This is a genomic window from Streptomyces sp. NPDC040589 (genome assembly GCF_055594445.1).
The window spans coordinates 369,015-390,995 of sequence record NZ_JBVIWP010000004.1 but is presented as its reverse complement, the minus strand read 5'-3'; the positions used below and the strand labels follow the sequence as shown (position 1 = coordinate 390,995).

14 protein-coding genes and 6 pseudogenes are annotated in these 21,981 nt (G+C 69.6%); 10 read left to right on the top strand and 10 right to left on the bottom strand.

The window, feature by feature from the left end; all coding sequences use genetic code 11:
* Positions 1–114 precede the first annotated feature (114 nt).
* The 3 genes from ACZ58V_RS19690 to ACZ58V_RS19680 all read right to left on the bottom strand — a co-directional run bounded on the left by ACZ58V_RS19690 (position 115) and on the right by ACZ58V_RS19680 (position 3,471).
* A complete protein-coding gene (locus tag ACZ58V_RS19690; protein ID WP_471291088.1) occupies positions 115–468 on the bottom strand; it encodes a class I SAM-dependent methyltransferase in 354 nt (117 codons plus the stop codon).
* Between the two features lie 170 nt (positions 469–638).
* Positions 639–2,009, bottom strand: a complete 1,371-nt coding sequence (locus ACZ58V_RS19685) for an RICIN domain-containing protein (protein WP_471291086.1) — start codon at positions 2,007–2,009, stop codon at positions 639–641.
* A gap of 31 nt (positions 2,010–2,040) precedes the next feature.
* The gene (locus tag ACZ58V_RS19680; RefSeq protein WP_471291084.1) at positions 2,041–3,471 is read right to left on the bottom strand and encodes an endo-1,4-beta-xylanase; all 1,431 of its coding nucleotides are present in this window, start codon (positions 3,469–3,471) and stop codon (positions 2,041–2,043) included.
* A gap of 792 nt (positions 3,472–4,263) precedes the next feature.
* Between ACZ58V_RS19680 and ACZ58V_RS19675 the strand changes: the two genes are divergently transcribed.
* Positions 4,264–5,730 (top strand): non-reducing end alpha-L-arabinofuranosidase family hydrolase, encoded by a 1,467-nt coding sequence (locus ACZ58V_RS19675; protein WP_471291082.1) that lies wholly within the window; start codon positions 4,264–4,266, stop codon positions 5,728–5,730.
* 256 nt (positions 5,731–5,986) lie between these two features.
* Positions 5,987–6,265, top strand: a pseudogene (locus ACZ58V_RS19670) (transposase); the annotation flags it as partial.
* Between the two features lie 262 nt (positions 6,266–6,527).
* Here ACZ58V_RS19670 and yidD read toward each other — a convergent pair.
* On the bottom strand, positions 6,528–6,746 hold the full coding sequence (gene yidD / locus ACZ58V_RS19665) for a membrane protein insertion efficiency factor YidD (RefSeq protein ID WP_471291721.1): 219 nt from the start codon (positions 6,744–6,746) through the stop codon (positions 6,528–6,530).
* A 292-nt stretch (positions 6,747–7,038) separates the two neighbouring features.
* On the opposite strand from yidD, the pseudogene ACZ58V_RS19660 reads away from it, so the two are divergent.
* Positions 7,039–7,578 (top strand): annotated as a pseudogene (locus tag ACZ58V_RS19660) (cellulose binding domain-containing protein); the annotation flags it as partial.
* Positions 7,579–7,665: 87 nt separating this feature from the next.
* On the opposite strand, the gene ACZ58V_RS19655 reads toward ACZ58V_RS19660, so the two are convergent.
* On the bottom strand, positions 7,666–8,619 hold the full coding sequence (locus ACZ58V_RS19655) for an expansin EXLX1 family cellulose-binding protein (protein WP_471291081.1): 954 nt from the start codon (positions 8,617–8,619) through the stop codon (positions 7,666–7,668).
* Positions 8,620–9,067: 448 nt separating this feature from the next.
* Here ACZ58V_RS19655 and ACZ58V_RS19650 point away from each other — a divergent pair.
* Positions 9,068–10,141: pseudogene (locus ACZ58V_RS19650) on the top strand (AraC family transcriptional regulator).
* A 14-nt stretch (positions 10,142–10,155) separates the two neighbouring features.
* Here ACZ58V_RS19650 and ACZ58V_RS19645 read toward each other — a convergent pair.
* A pseudogene (locus ACZ58V_RS19645) lies at positions 10,156–10,600 on the bottom strand (aldehyde dehydrogenase family protein); the annotation flags it as partial.
* 9 nt (positions 10,601–10,609) lie between these two features.
* On the opposite strand from ACZ58V_RS19645, the pseudogene ACZ58V_RS19640 reads away from it, so the two are divergent.
* Positions 10,610–10,879 (top strand): annotated as a pseudogene (locus ACZ58V_RS19640) (non-reducing end alpha-L-arabinofuranosidase family hydrolase); the annotation flags it as partial.
* A 43-nt stretch (positions 10,880–10,922) separates the two neighbouring features.
* On the opposite strand, the gene ACZ58V_RS19635 reads toward ACZ58V_RS19640, so the two are convergent.
* Entirely contained in the window at positions 10,923–13,349 is a 2,427-nt protein-coding gene (locus tag ACZ58V_RS19635) for a SpoIIE family protein phosphatase (protein WP_471291078.1), read from the bottom strand.
* A gap of 174 nt (positions 13,350–13,523) precedes the next feature.
* Between ACZ58V_RS19635 and ACZ58V_RS19630 the strand changes: the two genes are divergently transcribed.
* Complete coding sequence (locus ACZ58V_RS19630) at positions 13,524–15,011, top strand: aldehyde dehydrogenase family protein (RefSeq protein ID WP_471291076.1); 1,488 nt, start codon at positions 13,524–13,526, stop codon at positions 15,009–15,011.
* A 310-nt stretch (positions 15,012–15,321) separates the two neighbouring features.
* On the opposite strand, the gene ACZ58V_RS19625 is transcribed toward ACZ58V_RS19630, so the two are convergent.
* Complete coding sequence (locus ACZ58V_RS19625) at positions 15,322–16,344, bottom strand: TerC family protein (protein ID WP_468188951.1); 1,023 nt, start codon at positions 16,342–16,344, stop codon at positions 15,322–15,324.
* A 279-nt stretch (positions 16,345–16,623) separates the two neighbouring features.
* On the opposite strand from ACZ58V_RS19625, the gene ACZ58V_RS19620 reads away from it, so the two are divergent.
* Positions 16,624–17,988 (top strand): APC family permease, encoded by a 1,365-nt coding sequence (locus ACZ58V_RS19620; protein ID WP_468188949.1) that lies wholly within the window; start codon positions 16,624–16,626, stop codon positions 17,986–17,988.
* Positions 17,989–18,076: 88 nt separating this feature from the next.
* Positions 18,077–18,907: a ribonuclease BN gene (locus tag ACZ58V_RS19615; RefSeq protein ID WP_471291074.1), complete on the top strand. Its 831-nt coding sequence runs from the start codon at positions 18,077–18,079 to the stop codon at positions 18,905–18,907.
* A gap of 27 nt (positions 18,908–18,934) precedes the next feature.
* Here ACZ58V_RS19615 and ACZ58V_RS19610 read toward each other — a convergent pair.
* A pseudogene (locus ACZ58V_RS19610) lies at positions 18,935–19,303 on the bottom strand (alpha/beta fold hydrolase); the annotation flags it as partial.
* Positions 19,304–19,317: 14 nt separating this feature from the next.
* Between ACZ58V_RS19610 and ACZ58V_RS19605 the strand changes: the two are divergent.
* Both ACZ58V_RS19605 and ACZ58V_RS19600 read left to right on the top strand, forming a co-directional pair.
* Positions 19,318–19,596: a hypothetical protein gene (locus ACZ58V_RS19605; protein WP_471291072.1), complete on the top strand. Its 279-nt coding sequence runs from the start codon at positions 19,318–19,320 to the stop codon at positions 19,594–19,596.
* A 196-nt stretch (positions 19,597–19,792) separates the two neighbouring features.
* Positions 19,793–21,442 carry an alpha/beta hydrolase gene (locus tag ACZ58V_RS19600; RefSeq protein ID WP_471291070.1) on the top strand — a complete coding sequence of 550 codons (1,650 nt, stop codon included), beginning with the start codon at positions 19,793–19,795 and terminating at the stop codon, positions 21,440–21,442.
* A 54-nt stretch (positions 21,443–21,496) separates the two neighbouring features.
* On the opposite strand, the gene ACZ58V_RS19595 is transcribed toward ACZ58V_RS19600, so the two are convergent.
* The gene (locus tag ACZ58V_RS19595) at positions 21,497–21,907 is read right to left on the bottom strand and encodes an MmpS family transport accessory protein (RefSeq protein ID WP_468188942.1); all 411 of its coding nucleotides are present in this window, start codon (positions 21,905–21,907) and stop codon (positions 21,497–21,499) included.
* Positions 21,908–21,981 lie beyond the last annotated feature (74 nt).

The following is a 21,981-nucleotide window of genomic DNA, read 5'->3' as shown; positions in this document are numbered from 1 at the left end:
GCTCAGGGCCGAGAACGCGTCGTTTGCCATGACGACGAAGTCGCAGGCACGCAGGACGAAGCATCTCACCGTGCGGCAGGACGAACTCCACGTGATTCCCCCAGTCCAGCCGCGTCAGGCCGAATTGAGGCCGGGACAGAGTGGTGGACGCCGGTCCCTCGGGCGGTACACACAGCGCGAACAGCGGTCAGTGGCGCGAGAACACCAGCCGCCTCCGGGAACGAGAAGCCGGGCGGCCTCCGGGATCCACTGGCAGGGGTCGCACCACAACGAGGCGCCGTACTCGCTGATCGCCGGGCCGAACGTGCTGTCCTCGTAGGGCACCGTCTCGGCATTGCCCAGGACAAGGGGGAAGTCGATGCCGAACTCCGCCTGCATCGCGCCAGCAGTGGCGAGCTGCTTCTCCGAGAGGTCGATCCCGACCGGGTGGGCTCGCATCCCGTCGAGGTTCCGCTCCTGTCGATCCACAGGAAAGCGTGCTCCTCGAACGCCACGTCTCCCACGGCCTGTTCGCCAGTCGCGCCCAGTCCGAAGGCGTGGGCGCTCCCTGCAAAGACCTCTCCGTCCGTCAATCTGGGATAGACGTCGATGGAGTGGAGCCAGGATCATTCCTGGCTCCACTCAGTGGTGCGGGCGTGTCACTGGAACTGGGCGAAGAACCTCCAGATCTCTGCTTTGGTCCAGGTGGTGACGCCGCTTTCGCCGGGGGAGCCGTCGACCGGACCGGGTATGTGGCCTCCGTCGAACGCGGCCCATTGGACCGGGTATCCGGCACGGCAGCCCGAGTAGGTGGTGGTGATGTGCGTTCGGCTGCCCGGGGTGGGCTCGCGCGGGCTTTGGGCAGTGCAGCCGTTGTTGGCGACGAACTTGTCGCGCAGGGACCGTCCTTGCGCGATGCTGAGGACGTTGTCGCTGATGCCGTGGATTCCGAAGTAGGCGATGGGCTGGGTGCCGCCGCTGCACCCGCTGATCTGAGCGCCGGAGATGACCGCGACGGCCCTGAAGACGTTCGCCCGGCTGCATGCGAGTGCGTAGCTCATACCGCCGCCCCAACTGAATCCCGTGGCGAAGCGCTGTGCCGGGTTGACACAGAGGCCGCCCTCGATCCGCCGGATCATGTCGTCGACGAAGGTGATGTCCTCACCGCCCGAATTGGCCCAGCCGTTGCCGAGGCCCTGGGGGGCGACGAGGATAGCGCTGTTGTTCGACTGCTCCTGTTGGCCGTAGTAGGACCAGGCGTTCCCGCTCGTGCCGCCCGAGGCGACGTCGCCGGCCGTTCCGCCCCGCCAGTGGAACGCGAAGATCAACCGGTAGGGGCGGCTGTTGTCGTAGTTGGCGGGGACCCTGAGGATGAAGCTGCGGCTCTTGCCGCCGCTCTGAATCGTGTGCGTACCGCTCGCCAGGGTCGGGGCGCTGCCGCATCCGCCGCCGCCACCGGCCGACAGCTTGATCATCTGCCATTGCTGGTTGGCGCCGCCCCAGTCGGAGTACTGGACGACGTTGCCGCCGTCGGCGGTGGAGGCGCCCTGCACCTCCACCGCCTTGCCGCTGGTGCGGTTGACCAGCCGGACGTGGCCCGTGTCGGAGTCGGCCAGGCGGAACTGCTGGTTGGCCCCGTTGTGGTCGGCCCACTGCTGGATCGCGGCACCGTCCGCGGTCGAGGCACCGGACACGTCGAGGACCTTGTTCGAATGCCGCGCCTTGAGGCGGTAGAAGCCGTCGCCGGAGTCCACGAACTGCCACTGCTGGTTGACTCCGTCGTTGCGCGTCCACTGGTTGACCCGCGCGCCGTCGGCGGTGGACGCGCCGGAGATGTCCAGCGCCTTGCCGCTGTTGCGGTTGACCAGCACGTACCAGGCATTGGGGTCCACCGTCGCCGCCTCGGCGGGCGCCGGACTCACCGCGCCGAGCATGCCGATCGCGAGGGTCGCCGCCACCACGGCGGCGACTCGGGACCACCAGCGGTGCCTGCGTGGAGGGGCGGGGGAACCCGCACCGTAGGTCTTCATCGATTCACCCTCTCGTCTGAGGCAGGTCCCATCAGGTGCGGGTCCAGCGCTGGTTGCCGCCGTTCGAGCAGGAGTAGAGCTGGATCAGGGTGCCGTTGGCGGTGCCGGCTGCGACGGCGTCGAGGCAGAGGCCGGACTGGACGCCGACGATGGTTCCGTCGGAGTTGAGGCGCCACTTCTGGTTGTCGCCGCCCCAGCAGCCGTAGATCTGGACTTTGGCGCCGTTGCCGGTGCCGGCGGCGTCCAGGCACTTGTTGCCGTAGACCCTGAGCTCACCTGCGGCGGTGTACGTCCACTGCTGGTTGGTGCCGCTGTGGCAGTCCCACAGGTTGAGCTGGGTGCCGTCGGTGGTACTGGAGCCGGGCACGTCCAGGCAGCGGCCCGAAGCGACGCCCTTGACCGGTCCGGCATCGGAAGGGGGCGTGGGGGAGCCACCGTTGAGTGCGTTGAGGACGGCGGTGTAGGCGGGCTTCTTGCTGCCGTCGCCGTTGAACAGCAGCGGCGTGTGCTCCGGTCGCCAGGAGTCGGTGTCGCGCACACCCCAGACGGTGATGCCGAGGCAGCGCGGGACTGCCAGGCAGTCGTTGATCACGTTGGCGTAGGTCGTGGCCGATGCGCCCTGGATGTCGAGCTCGGTGATGGCCACGTCGACGCCGAGGGCGGCGAAGTTCTGCAGGGTGGTACGGAAGTTGCTGTTGTAGGGGCTGCCGCTGTTGAAGTGCGACTGGAACCCGACGCAGTCGATCGGCACGCCGCGCTGCTTGAAGTCCCGGACCATGGCGTACATGGCCTGGGTTTTGGCCCAGGTCCAGTTCTCGACGTTGTAGTCGTTGTAGCAGAGCTTGGCTGCCGGGTCGGCGGCGCGTGCGGTGCGGAAGGCGACCTCGATCCAGTCGTTGCCGGTGCGCTGCAGGTTGGAGTCGCGCCGGGCTCCCGAACTGCCGTCGGCGAAGGCCTCGTTCACGACGTCCCACTGGGCGATCTTGCCCTTGTAGTGGGCCATCACGCCGTTGATGTGGCCGATCATCGCCTGGCGCAGCGAGCTGCCGCTGAGGCTCTGCATCCAGCCGGGCTGCTGGGAGTGCCAGGCCAGGGTGTGGCCGCGCACCTGCTTGCCGTTCTGCACCGCCCAGTCGTAGACGCGGTCTGCGGCGGTGAAGTTGAACTGGCCCCGCTGCGGTTCGGTGGCGTCGATCTTCATCTCGTTCTCGGCCGTCACCGAGTTGAACTCACGGCCGGCGATCGCCGTGTACGCCGAGTCGCCCAGCCTGCCCGAGGCGATGGCGGTGCCGAAGTAGCGGCCACTCTGCGCCGCCGCGGCGCCGAGGGTGTTCTCGGCGGCGTGTGCGGTCGGCGGCGCGACCAGTGCGGCGACCACACCGAGGACGCCGACGACCAGCGCCAACAGCAGGCTGCGGATCTTCCGGCGGACAACCGGTCTGGGAAGGGCGTACGAGCCCATGACTGTGCCTCCAAGGTAGGCATCACGGAAGGACTGAAGCGCAGGGGAATGCGTCGTCCGCTCCCACTCGGCGGGCGGACGGGACGGGCCGGAACCCGGGCAGCACGGAATCACCGGACACCGCGGTCACGGGACCGGGACGCGGCGTCGCGTACCTCTTTGACTGCGCGAAGATCCAGGATGCGCTGGTGCGGACCTCACCGGAACGAGACAGGGTGGCGCGGGTGCTTTGGTGCGTGGATCTGCCGTGCAGCTGTGCGTGGATCTGCCGTGCAGCACGATTACTCAGGGCCGACGTGGTTCGACATCTCGAACTATGACCGGGTTCTCAGGCAGGGATGATTGAGGTACTGACATGGATCGTCAATACTCTCCGCAGAAAAAGTTTCCGTTCCTCGCTCGAAACTTTCGGAATCCTGGCGAGCCGGACGGCGAACCCCTGCGCCACCGTCGGCGGATGCCGTAGGGCCGGAGCCGGGGCCCGGGCCGGGACGAGTGTGCGGACGCCGCTTGCTCGACTTCTCTCCTCCGCGCGGGCACCTTGGACTGATAGGCCGTATCGCCAACTCCTGCGCTTTCCGGTCGGCGTGACAGCTTGTCAAGCCCAAAGGGGAGGCGCGGTTTGTGGACAGATCGGCGACAGGCCTTGACCAGAGGGCAGCACATTCCTAGCTTGTGGCGTCGAAGCATCCGGGAATTCTTCGAAACATTCGAGATTGCCCATGCCCTCCGGCACGTCCGCTCCGCGGCTCATCGGGGTCACCCCACCCCGCCCCCAAAGGAGGCCTACTGATGTGGTTTCGCCACCCGTCCCCGGTCCGCCTGAGACGCTTACTCGCCGTCCTTGCGCCCTTGCTGCTCGTGGCTACCTTCCTCGGCGCCCAGCCCGCCGGCGCGGCGACCGTAGACCCCAACGCCTCGTATGTGCTGGTCAACCGCAACAGCGGCAAGGCCCTGGATGTCCACAACATGGCGACCGACGACGGCGCCCGCATCTCCCAGTGGACCAGGAACGATCAGAACCAGCAGCAGTGGCAGTTCGTCGATGCCGGGGGCGGCTACTACCGCATCAAGTCCCGCCACTCGGGCAAGGTGCTGGACGTCCACAACTGGTCCACCACGAACGGCGGCTCGATCGTCCAGTGGGCCGACCTGAACGGCACGAACCAGCATTGGCGGCTGGCCGACAGCTCGGACGGCTACGTGAGGCTCATCTCGCGCCACAGCAACAAGGCCCTCGAAGTGCAAGGCGCCTCCACCGCCGACAACGCGAACGTCGTCCAGTACGACGACTGGGGCGGCACCAACCAGCAGTGGCAGCTGGTCAAGCTCGGCGGCGTCAATCCCGGCCCGTGCGATCTTCCGTCGACATACCGCTGGACATCAACGGGCGCGCTGGCGCAGCCCAAGCCGGGGTGGGTCTCGCTCAAGGACTTCACCGTCGTCCCCTACAACGGCAGGCAACTCGTCTATGCGACGACGCACGACACGGGGACGAGGTGGGGTTCGATGAACTTCGGCCTGTTCACCAATTGGTCGGAGATGGCCTCGGCCGGCCAGAACACGATGTCGGCTTCCACCGTCGCGCCCACGCTCTTCTACTTCGCGCCGAAGAACATCTGGGTGCTCGCCTACCAGTGGGGCGGGACCGCCTTCTCCTACCGGACGTCGAGCGACCCCACCAACCCGAATGGCTGGTCGTCCCAGCAGGTGCTCTTCTCCGGAAGCATCCCCGACTCCGGAACAGGACCCATCGACCAGACGCTCATCGGTGACGGGACGAACATGTACCTGTTCTTCGCCGGTGACAACGGCAAGATCTACCGGGCCACCATGCCGATCGGGAACTTCCCGGGCAGCTTCGGCACGACCTCGACAGTGGTCATGAGCGATACGACGAACAACCTGTTCGAAGCCCCGCAGGTCTACAAGCTGCAAGGCCAGAACCGCTACCTCATGATCGTCGAGGCGATCGGCTCGCAGGGCCGCTACTTCCGCTCGTTCACGGCCACCAGTCTGAACGGCTCATGGACACCCCAGGCCGCGACCGAGAGCAATCCCTTCGCCGGCAAAGCCAACAGTGGCGCCACCTGGACCAACGACATCAGCCATGGCGAACTGATCCGCACCAGCGCCGATCAGACGATGACCGTCGATCCCTGCAATCTGCAGTTGCTCTACCAGGGGCGCAGCCCCAACTCTGGCGGCGACTACGGCCTCCTGCCCTACCGTCCGGGTCTGCTGACACGGCAGCGCTGACGCCGTGGCGGGCTCGGCGGAAGGGCCGAGCCCGCCCGGGTCAAGCGACCACGTCAGCGCTCATACGGCGACGGGGTGCGGCTCGGGCAACCACCTGGTGCCGCGGCGCTCCGAATTCGAGCTGGTCCGAACCGCCCATCGTGATCCACGAACCGCGCGAGGATCCGTTTGATGTCGCTGAGTTCGGCGGCCGGGCGATCAAGTTGGCCCGGCATCCGGGACGCAAGCGGCATCCGGACCGGCTGGTGTTCCACCCCTGGACTTCTCCCGGGCGGCCGTCGACGGCTCCCGCATACGGGCGTTAGAGGGGCTCCGAGCCCGGACGAAGCCCCGTCGACCGGGGCAGGACGGGCAGTAGGCATCACCTGATCACCGACGCCACCGGCATCCTGCTCGCCGCCGCCCTGACCGGCGGAACCGCAACGACGTCACGCAGCTGATCCCCCTGCTCCAGGCGGTACCGCCGGTGCGGGGCAGACGCGCCCGGCCCCGGCGCCGCCAGGACATGGTGCTGGGCGATCGCGGGTTCACTCACATCACGTTCGAGGTCGCAGACGGCCCGGACCTCTGTGGCGCGTGCATCGCTGGGCAAGTGCCCAAGTGCCCAAGTGCCCAAGTGGCCGTGGCGCCGGTCCAACGGTGGGCGTGACCGGACATATCCTGGCTGAACCTGCCAACGGCCCCGGCCGGAGGCCACAGCGCGCGTGACACCTGCGGCGCCGTGCCGGAATGGGGCAGCGGGCGGCCGGTGATCGGGTACCGGGCCGGACGGGCGGATCCGCGGGCGGGGGTGTCGGTCAGCCGCGGCCCGGCGGCACCGGGTCCCGAAAGCCCCGGCGGCGGGCAGCACCGGGCCGACAGCGCAGCAGACGCCCCAGGATCAGCCAACCGCCGCGCAGGGCTCCGTGGCGATGGAGTGCTTGCACCGCATAGGTGGAGCAGGTCGGGGTGTATGGGCAGCAGGCCGGCCGGGTCGGGCTGACCGCGACGCGGTAGTGGCGTACGGCCCGGTACATCGAGGCGGACACGCGCCCGCCCGGAGAGGGCGCGGCGGGGTCAGCGCCGTGGCCGGCGGCCGTGAGCGAAGGGCGGAGGACGGCGAGCAGCATGGCCGCCTGCGACACACCGCCGCAGCAGCACGGGTGGGCCAGCGTGTCGAGCGTTGCCGCGCAGCATCCTTCGTCCTTCTCGCCGTCCGCTCCCTTCCTCCGGCCGCTCTTCTCGCTTCGCGCCATGATGTCCGTCCTCCCCGTCGCGATCGAAAGATCGTATGACGGTCAGGCGGCGGCTCCGGACCAGGAACAGGCGGACGTGCTGTCGTTCGTCGCACCGTCGGCGATCACCAACTGGAGCTTCGACGTCACGGACTTCGCCCGGCAGGCCGTTTCCGGGGACTCGCGTAGAACAACTGGTACCTGACGAGTGTTCAGGCGGGGTCCCCTGGTAGAACGGCGCGGGCCTCGCCGCGAACTCGTTCTCCTCCACCGTCAACACAGGCTCCTCCGGTGACCTCGGCGGCCCCGGCGGCTCCACGGCCTGCAAGGTGGCGTACGCGACGAACGTCTGGCAGGGCGGCTCCACCGCCGACGTCACCATTACCAACACCGGCTCCTCCCCCGTCGGCGGCTGGACGCTCGCGTTCACCCTTCCCTCCGGCCAGCGGATCACCAACGGCTGCAACGCGAACCTGTCCGGGGCGTCAGGAGCTGTCACAGCGAGCAACGTGGCCCACAACGGAGAGGTGCCGGCCGGCGGCCTGGCGACCTTCGGCTTCCAGGGCACCTCCGGCGGCCCTTCGCCAAGCCCTCCGCCTTCAGCCTGAACGGCAGTGCCCGCACCACCGTGTGACACACGCCCACCCTCCAGGGCCCGCCCGATTCCTCCACGCCGACCGGCGGGCCCGGGAGGCAGAGGGGCCCGGTTCTCGCGGCGGATTCAGTGCCGTGCGAACTGGACCCGCGTCGGCTGCGTGGCTTCCGGTCGCAAGGCGATCCCGTTGATGGTCAGTCGTTCGCCGTAGATGTCGGTGATTCTGATCGCGCCGCCGCACCCGCCACCGTCGGGGGAGAGGAAGTAGTTGTAGTCGGTGCGGGTGAGTTGGCGCCAGTCATTGCCGGTGCGGACCTCCAGCCGCGCGAGCGGGTTGCGGTGGCCGATGGCCTGGACGGCACACCAGTAGGGGCTGGATCCGGTCTTGTAGCGAATCGAGATCGTGCCGGGTGTGTCGGGGCTCAACAGGCTCCAGGTGATGGCGATCCGGCCGGTCGAGGTGGGGGCCAGTTCGGCGAAGGCCTGCTCGCTGAGGTCGAGTTGCCCTGGTGCACAGGGCAGTGGGCATTCGTTGGTGATCCGGACCGTGACGGAGGCGCCGTTTGCCGCGCGGACGAGCACGTAGGACCCGCAGGCCTTGGACGTCTCGTAGTCGGTGGTGTTCATCGCCGCGATCATCATGTCGCCGCTCGGGCCGTACGAGCAGGCGCCGTCCCCGGTCCCGGCCTTGTAGACGGTGGCTACTCCCTGGTAGGTGGCCTTGGGCCGGATCCGTCCGGCCAAGGACGATGTGGCAGGAGCCGTCCGCGGGGAGGCCGATGCCGGCGCCGTCGACGCGGTCGCGGAAGCGGTCGGAGTCGTAGGGCCGGCCGACGGGGTCGCGGAGGCGGCGGGCGGGGAGGCTGTGGAAGGCTTGCGATCCGGCGATGCCGGAGGGCTGGTCCCCTGGGAGTCGGCGACAGCCGTGGCCGGGGCCCGCCCGGCTTCCTCCTCGCGGTCGGACTGCATCGTCATGACCAGACAGACGAGAAGACCTGTGACGACCAGTCCCGTGGTGGTGCCCACCATCAGTCCGCGTCTGCGCCTGCGCTGCCGCGCGGCCCGGCGTGTCTCTTGCATGTTCATCCGTTCGGAAGAGCGTGTCGGCGTTGCGCTACTCAGTAGCCGCAAGAGGCGAAAAAGTTGCCGCCGATTTCCGGTCGGGTCGGGTCCCGGGGCATGAGCGGCCAGGTAGAAGCGCCGGGCGGAATCGTTGTGCCGTCCGCCCCTGCTCTGCCGCCAGCGCGTGAGGCGGAACAGGCAGAGCGGATCGCGGCCTGCCCCAGGAAGCCAGGTGTTCCGTGACGGCAGGGACGGTCGTGTACACGGCGCCGACGGACACGCCTTGCGCGGCGAACGCCAAGGTCGCACCCCTCCGTGCGCCGATCTTGGGGACCGGGTGCCCGGCACCCACCGGGGGTGGAGCATCAAAGGACGCGACAGGCAGGCTCAGGACGCCGGGGGCCGTACAGGGGACTTCGGAGGCCGGAGCGCGCGACCGGTGGGGTTCGAGGAGAAGGTCAGTGCGATGTCCTTTGCCCCGGGTCAGGCTGACCCTCCCGGGACCAGCCGCAGCACGTCGGCGGACGATCCAGCCGAACATCCTGCGCTGTCTCGTCGTGGTCGGCGACGAGCGCGGTGTCTATCTGCGGCTCTCGCTGCAGCAGTTGGGACTCGACGAGACGGTCATGCGCTCCGCCGCGCTGCGGGTGTCGTACCGGCAGGGCAGTGCGGTGATCCGCCGTGCGCTGGAACTCACCGGGGACGAGCGCCTGGGGCTGAGGGTCGGCACGGCGCAGCGCCTGACCGCGTGGGGCCTGCTCGGCTTCGCCCTGATGGCCGGCGACACGCTGCGGCACGCCATCGAGACCGGGGTGAAGTACCAGAACCTGTCCGGGGCGATGGTGGTCTGGTCGGCCGGTGCGGGTGAGGAGGACGATGCCTTCGTGCTGCGCGCCGATCTTCCCGATCCCGCCATGGACCGGGCCGTGGCCGTCTTCCTGAGCGAGGAGGCGTTCGCCTCTGTGGTCACCCTGTCCCGGCTGGCGGTCGGTCCGGCCTTCGCACCGAGGCTGGTGGAGTTCTCCTTTCTTCCGCCGCGCCGACGCGACCTGTACGGTGCCCTGTTCGGCTGTCCGTCCGCTTCGGCGCCCCCGCCAACCGCATGGTCATCGACCCCGCGTGGGCCGGTACCCGGATGCCGGGCCGGGCCCCGGTGAGCTACGCGTCGACGCTGGAGATGCTCGACGCGCAGATGTCTTCCCGTCGCGACCAGCAGGATCTGCTGGAGGTGCTGGAAATCTCCGTCGCGCAGGGCCTCCCGGAGGCGCCCTCGTTCGGTGATCAGGCGCGGCGGCATGCCACGAGCGAGCGGACGCTGCGCCGTCGGCTGGCGGACTGCGGCACGACGTACGAGGCACTGGTCGAGGGGGTGCGGCGGGAGCGCGTCGAACAGCTCCTGCTCCGCCCGGAACTGACCCTGCGCGACATCGCGCGCCGGGCCGGATTCTCCGACGAACGGGCGCTGCGCCGTGCGGTACGCCGCTGGCACGGCACCTCCCCGGTCCAGCTGCGGGAGCGGATACGTTCGGATCGCCTTTGAGGCCGAGGCCGAGGTCAGCGGGTACGGATCCAGATCGCCTTCTCCCGGGTCCACTGGTCGAAGGCGTCAGTGGACTTCTCCGCTCCGCCGAATCCCGACTGCTTCCAGCCGCCGAAGGGGGGGGTGATGTCGCCCTCCCTGTAGGCGTTGACGGAGACCACGCCGGCCTCGATGCCACGGGCCGGCCGCAGCGCGGTGTCGAGGCCGCGTCCAGACCGAGGCGGCGAGTCCGTACTCGGTGGCGTTGGCCCTGCGAACCGCCTGGTCCTCGGCGGTGAAGGTCTCGACGGTGACGACGGGGCAGAACAGCTCCTTGGTGAGGACGTCGCTGCCGTCGGGGGCTCGAGTGATCACGGTGGGCGGGTAGTAGGCGCCGCGCGGAGGCAGCCCGTGGGGCAGCCCCCTGGTGTGGATCTGCGCTCCGCCGGCCCGCGCGGCCTCCACGGCTCCCCCGACCCGGCGAAGGCGACGAGCAACCTCGCCGGCTCCTGGACGCAGCTGGCCGCCTCCGAGAGCAACCCCTTCGCCAAGTCGAACAACGTCACCTTCCCCTCGGGAGCCTGGACCAGGGACATCAGCCACGGCGAGATGATCCGTGCCGGTCACGACCAGACACTGACCATCCCCGCCTGCCGGCTCCAGTACCTCTACCAGGGCATGAACCCCAACGCGAGCGGCGACCACAACACCCTCCCGTGGCGGCTCGGCCTCCTCACCCAGACCAACTCGACCTGCTGACCGGCGCCTGCCGCCTTGAACCGGTACGCGGTCGCTTCCCGCCTCAGTCGGCGGGAAGCGACTGCTCGGCCCAAATGATCTTTCCGTTGGTGATCTGACGGGTCCCCCAGCCCTGGGTGAGCTGGGCGACGAGAAGCAACCCGCGTCCGCCTTCGTCGGAGGTCCGCGCCCGGCGCAGGTGGGGTGCGGTCGTGCTGCCGTCGGACACTTCGCAGATGAGCGTGCGATCGTAGATCAGTCTGAGCTCGATGGGAGGCCTGCCGTACCGGATGGCGTTCGTGACCAGTTCGCTGACGACCAGCTCGGTGACGAACACGGCATCGTCCAGGCCCCACTCGGACAGTTGCCGACAGGCGACTTTGCGCGTCTCGGCGACCGCGGCGGGGTCCGGCGACACCGGCCAGGTCGCCACGTGGGAGGCGTCGAGGGCTCGGGTGCGGGCCACGAGGAGCGCCACATCATCGGAGGGGCGAGCCACGAGAAGGGCCCGCAACAAGGCGTCACACGTGGACTCCAGATCCTGGGCCGGCCGCCGCAGCACCTCGCGCATGGCGGCGATCCCTTCGTCGAGGTCACGGCCGCGGGCCTCGACGAGCCCGTCCGTGTAGAGCACGAGCAGGCTGCCCTCGGCCGGCTCCAGCTCGGTCGACTCGAAGGGCAGGCCGCCCAGGCCGAGGGGAGGCCCTGCCGGAACCTCGAGGAACTCGACGGTGCCGTCAGGTGCCACGAGGGCGGGCACCGGGTGGCCGGCGCGGGCGATCGTGCAGTGCCGGGAGACCGGGTCGTAGACGGCGTACAGACAGGTGGCGCCGATGTCGCCGTCGAGCGGGGCCATGGGGTCGCCCTCACCGGCCGAGCGGTTGACCAGGTCGTCGAGGTGGGTCAGCAACTCGTCGGGAGGAAGGTCGACATCGGCCAGCGTGCGCACGGCGGTGCGCAGCCGCCCCATGGTCGCCGAGGCCTGGATGCCGTGGCCCACGACGTCACCGACGACCAGGGCGACCCGGGCGCCGGACAGCGGAATGACGTCGAACCAGTCGCCGCCGACACCGGCCCGGGCGCTGGCCGGCAGATAACGGGAGGCGACATCCAGGGCCGCCTGCTCGGGGAGACGTTGCGGCAGCAGGTTGCTCTGCAACGTGAGGGAGGTGTCGCGCTCGCGCGTGTAGCGCCGGGCGTTGTCGATGCACACGGCGGCTCGGGCGGTGATCTCCTGGCCCAGCAGCAGATCGTCCTGCTCGAAGCGCTGGGGCCGGCGGTGGCGGGAGAACGTGGCCACTCCCAAGGTGAGACCACGCGCGCGCATGGGTACCGCCAGCACCGAGTGGAACCCGAACTGCCGCATCCGTTCGGCCCGTTGCGGGGCCGTCCGGTCGAGAGCCTCCAGGGCGGCGGGCGTGATGTGCTCGATGACCGGCCGCCCCGCTGCCAGGCAGTCCGCCGCGGTGGAACCCTCCGGGTAGGCCGCCACCGTCCCGTACGGCACCACGGCTTCGGGGCGGCCCTCCAGAACCGACTGAGAGGCGACCCGGCGCAACATCACCGGACCGTGCGGAGAGCCCTGCGGCGGGTCCTCACCTCCCTCGATCCCCGGCAGGAGATCGACCGTGACGAAGTCCGCGAAGCGCGGGACGGCCACGTCCGCGAGTTCCTGAGCGGTACGGGGCAGGTCCAGGGTGCTGCCGATCCGCAGGCTGGCGTCGTCGACCAGGACCAGTCGCTGCCGTGCGAGGTACTGCTCCGTCACCTCGTGCGCCGACAGCAGGACACCTTCGAGTCGCCCGTCGGCGTCCCGCACAGGGACGAGGGACACCGACCACACGCTCTCCCGCTCATGGCCGGCGAGGTGCAGCGCGGCTCCGAGCTCCTGGAGTCGGCCGGTCTCCAGCGCGGTGCGCATGCCCTCCTCGGTCCGTTCGCTCTCCGGGTCGAGGACGATGTCCGTCACCCGCAGGCCGCGCATCTCTCGCTCGGACAGCCCCATCACACGTTCCATGTCCGCGTTCGCCCAGCGCAACCGCAGTCCGGTGTCGTACAGGGCCATCGTGGAGGGAGCCTGGGCGAAACTGCGCCGCACGAACGCGTCGTCCTCAGGCGTCGGCGCCGGCCGGGTCACCGGTGACACCAGCAGCCAGTCGTCGTCCCCGTCGTTCTCCCGGTGATGGGCCAGCAGTCCGACGGTGAGCCGGTGACCGTCCCGGTGCAGCAGCGTGGCCGTGCCGCTCCACCTCGGCAGGCCGGTCAGCGAGTCCAGCACGTGCGCCGGAGCGGCGTCCGCGAGCAGCGCGGCCCCGCTCCGGCCGATCATCTCGGGGGCCCGGTGTCCGAGCAGTCGCCGGGCTCCTTCGTTCCACGCGGTCACCACACCGTGGCCGTCGACGACGACCCTGGCCGTGGCCGCCTCGTCGACACCCTCCTGCGACCAAGCGCTCGGCGGGCCCTCGTCCCGGGCGGACGCGGATCCGATCATGACGTCATCTCGCCTCACTCCCGCCCTGGGGCCGTCTGCCCGGGAGCGCCCTGAACCCGAGGTGCGCCGCACCGTCACTTATTACGACACTAGACAACAAGGGTCGCAGATGTGTGCGAACGGGTCCTCATGGCAGGGCTGCGGCGGCACCGATCCGGGCGGAGGGCGGCATCCATGGCTGTCAACGGCACGAGGTGGCCGGACCGAGCCGAGTGGGCCGGGAAGATCTACAGCGCGGGCTGGCGCGAGTCCGAGGGCGGCACGCGCCAGGTGATCGAACCTGCCACGGGGCACGCGCTGGCCGAGATCGGGGTCGCCGCCCCCGCGGACATCGCTCGGGCCGGCGCTCGGGCCGCCCAGGCCGCCGGCGACTGGGCGGCGGCGGATCCTTCCGATCGGGTCGAGGTCCTGCTGCGCGCCTCCGCCGCCCTGCGTGAACGCAGCGACACCTTCCGCGACTGGATCGTCCGCGAGTCGGCCGGCGTCCCCGCCAAGGGCGACTACGAGATCATCGCCTCCCTCGCGCAACTGACGCACGCCGTCGGACTGGCGTCCCTGCCTCGGGGTGAGGTCCTGGCTCCTCAGGCCCCCGGTGGAACGAGTCTGGCGTGGCGGGTGCCGCTCGGCGTCGTCGGTGTCATCAACCCCTGGAACGCGCCCCTCCTGTTCGCGATGCGCGCGCTGGCTCCCGCCCTCGCACTGGGCAACACCGTGCTGCTCAAACCCGACCCGCTCACCCCGGTGTCCGGGGGTGTCCTCGTCGCGCGGCTCTTCGAGGACGCCGGACTGCCCGACGCAGTGCTGCACGTCCTGCCGGGCGGCGCGGAGACCGGGCAGGCGGTCGCGGCGGATCCCCATGTCGCCATGGTCGCGTTCACCGGCTCCACCGAGGCCGGACGCATGGTGGCCCGAGTGGCGGGTGAGGGGCTGAAGCGGGTCTCCCTGGAGCTCGGCGGCAAGAACGCGCTCGTCGTGCTCGAGGACGCGGACGTGGAGGCGGCCGCCCTGGCCGGAGCCGTGAGCACCTTCGGATACCAGGGACAGGCGTGCGTCGCCGCCGGCCGCCACCTGGTCCACGCCGATCTGGCCGAGGCGTACACCGACGCGCTGGTCGGGCACGCGCGGGCCCTGCGCGTCGGCGACCCCCGCGTGGCGGGCGTCAGCGTCGGCCCGGTCATCAGCGAGCGGCAGGCCACCAGAATCGAGCGCATCGTCGACGAGAGCGTGGCCGTCGGGGCGCGGGTGCTCACGGGCGGCCGACGCGACGGACTCTTCTACCCGCCCACCGTCCTGGACCACGTCGGGCGAGCCATGCCCGCCTTCACGGAGGAGATCTTCGGTCCCGTCGCCCCGGTCATTCCCTTTCACAGTGAGGCGGAGGCCGTCGAGATCGCCAACGACACCGCGTACGGTCTGACGGCTGCCGTGCACTCCGGCTCCGTACCGAGGGCGACCGCTGTCGCCGAGCAGTTGCGCACCGGCATGGTCCACCTCAACGACGTCTCCGCCAAAGACGCCGCGAACGCCCCCTTCGGAGGCATGGGCATCTCCGGCAACGGCTCCCGCATCGGCGGCACAGCCAGCCTGGAACAGTTCACCCAGTGGCGCTGGATGACGGCACCCGGGCCGGGGCCGGGGCCGGGGAGCCTTACGGGCCGGTGACTTGGCCCCTGTTTCGACGCAAGGGGGGCCGGGCGCGATGGGCCCACCAAGTTCCGCGATCTCGGAGGGTCGTCTCAGCTCTGTTCGGCAGCACTGAAGGTCGGAGCTGCGGAGCACGGGAGCAGCTCACCACAGACCGGGCCACCATCCTTGCGGCGCGGCCGAGTCGGACCGCGCCGAAGTCGCACAAGACGGTTGTGGACGACGGGATTACCGCAAGCCCCAGAGAGAAGGGCGCCTGACCATGGCAGATGCCCGTCAGGCGACCTTCTCGGCGCACGTCCAAGCAGCGAGCCCGACGGGCGTGATGTCAGCGCGGTCTGCGCGGCGGATCATCCGTGTTCTCGGCGACCGCGCCTGGTCGCCGGGCCGGCTGCTGCTCCTGGGCGGCGGGAGGTGCCGGAGCGGGGCGCAGCAGGCTGAGTGTGACGGAAGCGGCCAGGACGACGACGATGACCGCGAGGCTGATCGGTGAGGGAATTTCCGGGATGCTGGGGCTGATCAGCTGGTGCGATGCCTGCAGGATGAGCTTGACGCCGATGAAGCCGAGGATGATCGCGAGACCCTTGTTCAGGTAGTGGAAGCGGTCCAGCAGGCCCGCGAGCATGAAGTACAGGGCTCGCAGACCCAGGATCGCGAACGCGTTGCTGGTGTAGACGATGAACGCGTCGTCGCTGACGGCCAGGACGGCGGGGACGCTGTCGACCGCGAAGATCAGGTCCGCGGCCTCGATCGCGGCCACCACCGCGAGAAGCGGGGTGGCCACGCGTTTGCCGGCTTCTTTCACGAAGAACTTCATGCCGGCGTACTCGTCCCGGACGGGGACGATCTTACGGAGCAGCCGCAGGGCGAAACTCTTGCCGGGATCGAAGGTCTCCTCCTCGCCCTTGAGGAGTTTGTAGGTGCTGTAGAAGAGGATGGCGGCGAAGGCGAACAGCACGGCGGTGAAGCGGCTGACCACGGCGACGCCGAGGGAGAGGAAGATCCCGCGGAAGACCAGGGCGCCCATCACACCGAAGAACAGGACGCGATGCTGGTAGGCGCGGGGCACCTTGAAATAGGCGAAGATCACCGCGAAGACGAAGAGGTTGTCCACCGACAGGCTCTTCTCCAGCAGCCACGCGGTGGTGTACTCGGTTCCGGCCGTCCCGCCCAGGACGAGGAAGACGACGCCCGCGAAGATCAGGGCGAGGCCCACCCACAGGCCGCTCCAGGCGGCGGCCTCCTTGAAGCCGATGACGTGCGCGGTGCGGTGGGCCAGCAGGTCCGCCGCCAGCGACACCACCACCGTCGCGGCGAACGCTCCCCACAGCCAGAGCGGGACCTCGAGCACACCGGTCACCCTCTCCGGGGCCCACGCCTGTACGCGGCCCCTCACTACAGGAGTCTGCGGCAATCAGCAGCGCTGAGCGACCCAGGCGCGGAGCGCGGCGGCCCGGGCCCGTCAGCCCGGCGCTGCCCCGGGCCGGGCTGTCACCGAGACGCGTCGGCTCGATGGTGTGCGCCCTGCGGGCAGGTCCCCGATTGCACTACGCCGAGGCATCACTCACGGGCCTGCCGGGCAGGCGAGAGGTTGTTCCGTTCCGTGCCGACCGCCTCAGGGAGTGTTTCCGTGACCGAAACCGGGAACGACGCAGCCGCCGCGGCGGAAAGTGGGGACGACACGCCGCTGCGGCGCGCCATCGGCCCCAGACTGCTGGTCCTGTTCGTGATCGGCGACATCCTCGGCACCGGCATCTACGCCACCACCGGTCAGGTCGCAGGCAAGGTCGGCGGGGCGCTGTGGCTGCCGTTCGTCATCGGCTTCGTCGTGGCCGTCCTGACAGCCGCCTCGTACGTGGAACTCGTCGGGAAGTACCCGAAGGCGGCCGGTGCCGCGCTCTACACCCAGAAGGCGTTCAAGGTCCCGTTCCTCACTTTCATCATCGCCTTCATGGTCATGTGCTCGGGCCTTTCCTCGGCGAGTGCGGCGGCCCGCGCCTTCAGCGGTGACTACCTGTCCGAATTCACGGACTTCTTTCCGCCCACCCTCATCGCGATCCTGTTCATCCTCGCCCTGGCGGCCCTGAACCTGCGAGGGGTGTCGGAGTCCGTGAAGACCAACGTGGTCCTCACCGTGGTCGAACTGACCGGCCTGCTCGTCATTCTCACGATCGGCGCCTGGGCCGTCCTGGCCGGCGACGGTGAGCCCTCACGGCTGGGCGAGTTTCAGTCAGAGGGCACGGGTTTCGCGCTTTTCACCAGTGTGCTGGGGGCGACAGCCCTCGGGTTCTTCGCCTTCGTGGGCTTCGAGGACTCCGTCAACATGGCCGAGGAGACCAAGGATCCGGTGCGGACGTTTCCGCGCGCCATCTTCATCGGCGTCGCCGTCACGGGCACCGTCTACGTCCTGGTCGCCCTGGTTTCCTCGCTGCTCGTCGACTATCGGGTGCTGGAGGGCTCCAGCGGCCCGCTGCTGGAGGTCGTCAAGGCCGGCGGGCTCGACTTCCCGCCGAAACTCTTCGCTCTGATCGCGTTGTTCGCGGTGACCAACTCGGCACTGATCAACATCATGATGGCGTCCCGCCTCTGCTACGGCATGGCGAACGAGCGCATCCTGCCGCGTGCCCTGGGCCGCGTGCTGCCCCGGCGCCGCACCCCGGTCGTCGGCATCGCCTTCGTCTCGCTCCTTGCGATCGGCCTGGTCTCCACCGGGGAGATCGCGGGCCTCGGCGACACCACGTCCTTCCTCCTCCTGTGTGTCTTCGCCGTCGTCAACATCGCCGTCCTCGTCCTGCGCCGCGACCCTGTCGACCACGAGCACTTCCGTACGCCGACCGCGCTGCCCGTGCTCGGTGCGATCAGCTCCCTGATCCTCGCCAGCCCGTTGTCCGACCGGCCCGCGGACGTCTACATCCGGGCGGGCGTGCTGCTGGCCATCGGAATCGGGCTGTGGGCGCTCAACAAGGCGGTGCTGAAGGTACGCGGCGAGGCATGAGCACTCGCCTCCGTGCGGGTGACTGATCCGGGGACCTTTGTGTCGTGCCTTCGCGCGGCGCGGGTTCCGAACGTGGTAGTCGACAGGCATGCCGATGAAGCCTTCCGGTGCCGCGGACCGTTCATCTTGGTTCGGACGACTGCACCGCGTGATCAGCCGTTCGCCAGTCGGGCGGGGATGGCGACGGAGCAGGGATATCGAGCTGTGGTCGCGTTCGCTGGGCTTCGCGGCGCTGGGGTTGCTCACGCTGGTGCCGCTGCTGATCATCGTCTCCGCTGCCGACGCCGAGCACGGGCGGGGGTTCGCGCAATGGCTGGGGGAAGGGCTCGGCGTATCGACGGCCTCCAGGCGGCAGGTCGAACAGTTGTTCACCTGGCCCGGACAGGCCTTGCGGACCACCACCGCCTTCGGCATCGCCGCCCTTGCCGTGTTCGGCCTGACCTTCGGGGCGGCGGTGCAGACCGGCTATGAGAAGGCCTGGGACCTGCCGCCGGCCCGCTGGTGGGCCAGATGGCGGCATGTGGTGTGGCTCGGCGTCCTCACGGGATACCTCTACCTCTCCGCCACCACCACGTTGCGGCGCGAACCTCTGGCAGGTGGAGCCGTGGCGTCGCTGAGTGCCGTGCTGTTCCTGTGGTGGTCCCAGCGCCTGCTGCTCGGCGGGAGGATCCGCTGGCGTGCCCTGCTGCCCGGCGCCGTGGCCACCGTGATCGGGCTGCTCGGCCTGAGGGTCTTCTCCAGGCTGGTCTTCTCACCGTTGATCGCGTCCAACGCCGTCACCTACGGACCCGTCGGAACCGTCCTGGTCATCCAGTCCTGGCTGGTCGGTGTCGGCGTCGTCGTCTTCGGCGGGGCGCTGGTCGGCCGCCTGCTGTACGAAGAACTCCCCCGCATCGCACACGCGCTGAAGCGGCGCTGACCGGCGCACCCATCCTGGTGCTCGTGTGGCGGTGTGGTCCAGGATCGCGGCGGCGAGCGGCGGGTGCACCTCGCGCGGGAGTGCGTACCCCATGCCGGGGATCTCGACGAGGCGTGCGCCCTGAATCGCCTGGGCGAGGTGGTGGGGATGCGGCGGCGGGAAGACCGGTTCGGCGGGAGCAGCGGTGACGAGGGTGGGCACGGCGGTCTGGGCGAGTTGCTCGGTGCGAGCCAGTTCGGAGGCATCGGCCCGGGCATGCGCGGTGCTGGTGGCGTAGTGCCCGGTGTGCTCAACGACCCTTCGCTCCAGGGCGCGGGCGTAGTCGGCGTCGAAGGGAAGCCGATCGCCGCCCAGGATCCGCCGGTGCTCCACCCGCCGCTCCAACTCCGCTTCCAGGTCGCGTCCTCGTGATGCGGGCGCGTGCCTGGACGCGGCCGGTCGCCGGGGTGCCGGAGCGGATCGCCGACGAGCTCGAGCGCTGGCGGGACGCCGGCGTCGACGGCATCAACCTCGCGTACGTCACCAGCCCCGGCACCTTCACGGACTTCGCCGACCAGCTGGCGCCGGTGCCGCAGAAGCCGGGCCTGCTGAAGACGGCGTACGAGGAGGGCACGCCGCGCCAGGAGCTGTTCGGCCACGGCGGCCGGCTGCCCGCCTCCCACCCGGCGGCCCGGCACCGGCGCGGTTGAGATCCGCCGGACCCGCATCCGGCCCCCGTCGAGACGAAGGCCGACGGGGCCGATTCCCTACAACCCGGGGACCACACGGGGCTGTTGTGTCATTCCCAGGGTGGAGGGGAGTGCAGCCCCAGCGAGTGATCCGCATGCGTCGCCGGTTCCGGAAAGATCTTTCCCGTCCGAACATGCGACCGGAAGGATCGATATCGTGCGCAGACGACGTCTCGCGCCCCTGTTGGCCGTGAGTGTCACGGCAACGCTGGCTCCCGCGCTCGCCACCTCGACGGCAACCGCCGCCCCGGCCGCCACCCCGTCGACCGCCCCTTCGTCCGTCGCCGCCAAGGGCGCGCTGGACCGGTATGTGCAGCAGAAGCCGCAGTGGAAGCGCTGCGAAGCCGACGCTCCGGCGGAGTTCGAGTGCGCCACGATCGAAGTCCCGCTGGACTACCGGGTTCCCGGGGGCAAGCGGATCGACTTAGCGATATCCCGGATCAGGAGCACCGCGCCCGGCAAGCGCCACGGCGTCCTGTTCTCCAACCCGGGCGGCCCCGGCGGGCCGGGGCTCTACATGCCGCTGGGGCTGCAGGAAAGGCTCCCCGAGTCCGCACAGCGGAAGTACGACCTCATCGGCTTCGACCCGCGCGGTGTGGGACGGAGCAGCCCGGTCTCCTGCGATCTGACGCCGGAGGAGGAGAACTGGCTGCGGCCGTACAAGGAGGAGACGTTCGACAAGGACGTCGCCTGGGCACGCGACGTCGCGAACAAGTGCGAGGAGAAGGCGGGCGACACGCTCGCGCACATCACCACGCGCAACACCGCGCGCGACATGGATCTGCTCCGGGCGATCCTCGGTGAGAAGAAGATCTCGTACGTGGGTTACTCGTACGGCACCTACCTGGGCGCCGTCTACACCCAGCTCTTCCCGGGGCGGGCCGACCGGTTCGTGCTGGACAGCGCGGTCGATCCGGCACGCGCCTGGCGAGGGATGATCCAGTGGTGGGCGGAGGGCGCCGAGCCCGCGTTCGACCGGTGGACCGGGTGGGCCGCCGAGCGTTCGGAGAAGTACGGCCTCGGTGGCACCCCGAAGGAGGTCGACCGGACCTTCTGGGACCTGGTCGCGCAGGCAGAGGAGAAGCCCATCGAACTTGAGGGGCAGCCGATCACCGGTGATGACATCCGCAGCGGTATGCGCGGTGCGGTCTTCAGCCCGCAGGAAGCCACCGAGGCGATCGTGGAGCTGAAGAAGGCGGCGGCCGGCGAGCCCGCCTCCGCGAAGAAGCTCGCGGCGTTGACCGGATCCGAGAGGACCGGGGCGGCAGGCGCCGCCGCCGATGCCGCCGAGGTGCCGTCCGACAACATGACGGCGAGCTTCTGGGCCGTGGTGTGCGGCGACAACTCGGCCGCGTGGTCCCGCGATCCTGAGAGCTACCGGCAGGACGCCATCGAGGACAAGGGCCGATACCCGCTCTACGGTGACTTCGCGTCCAGCATCAAGCCCTGTGCGTTCTGGGACAAGTCCGTGGAACCGGCGACGAAGGTGAACAACAAGGTCCGCTCCCTGGTCGTCCAGAACGAGTGGGACTCGCAGACCCCGCTGCCCAGCGGCCAGGCGCTGCACGCGGCCCTGAAGGGCTCGAAGATGGTCACCGTCCTCGGCGGCGAGGGCCATGGCGTCTACCCGAACGGCGACGCCTGCACGGACGGCACGGTCACCGGCTACCTGCTCTCGGGCAAGCTCCCCGCGAAGGACGTGACCTGCGAGGCGACGGCCGACTCGAACGCGGAGGCACGGAAGAACCGGAAGCGGGACGCACTCCCCGGGTCCCCGCTCCCGGAGCGCGCCCCGGACCGTTTCTGATCCCGGTCGCATGGCGGGACCTCCTGGCGGGGGTCCCGCTCAGACCTCCCGGAGTTACCCCGTGACCGGGGACTCCGCGGTGCAACCGCCGGCGGTCACCAGCCCCTTGGCACTCTGCTCCTCAAGGACCTCGCCCTTGTAGGTGATCTTGCACGCGACCTGCGCGCCTTCGGGGTCCGCGGCGACCGGCATGACCGCCGCGGGCATGATGCCGCGCAGCTTGACCGTCTTCCTCCAGGGCAACTCGGGCTTCGACACCGACTCGATCTTCGGCTCCAAGGCCTTGCCACCACCGCCGTGGAACTCGATCGAGTCGACGTTCTTCCCCGTCACCTCGTAGGTGACCTCGTACGTCTCGTCCACGGCCTTGTCGACCTGGTCGACCGCCTCGGAACAGGAACTGAGGCCGAACGCGAGACCGGCGACGGCGACGGAACAGACGGCCGCGCGGATGGTGCGCTGCATGGGATCCCCCCGGATCGTGAAAGTCGAGCCCGCAGCCAACCGCAAAGGGAAAGCAGAGTCAAACGGTTTCGCGG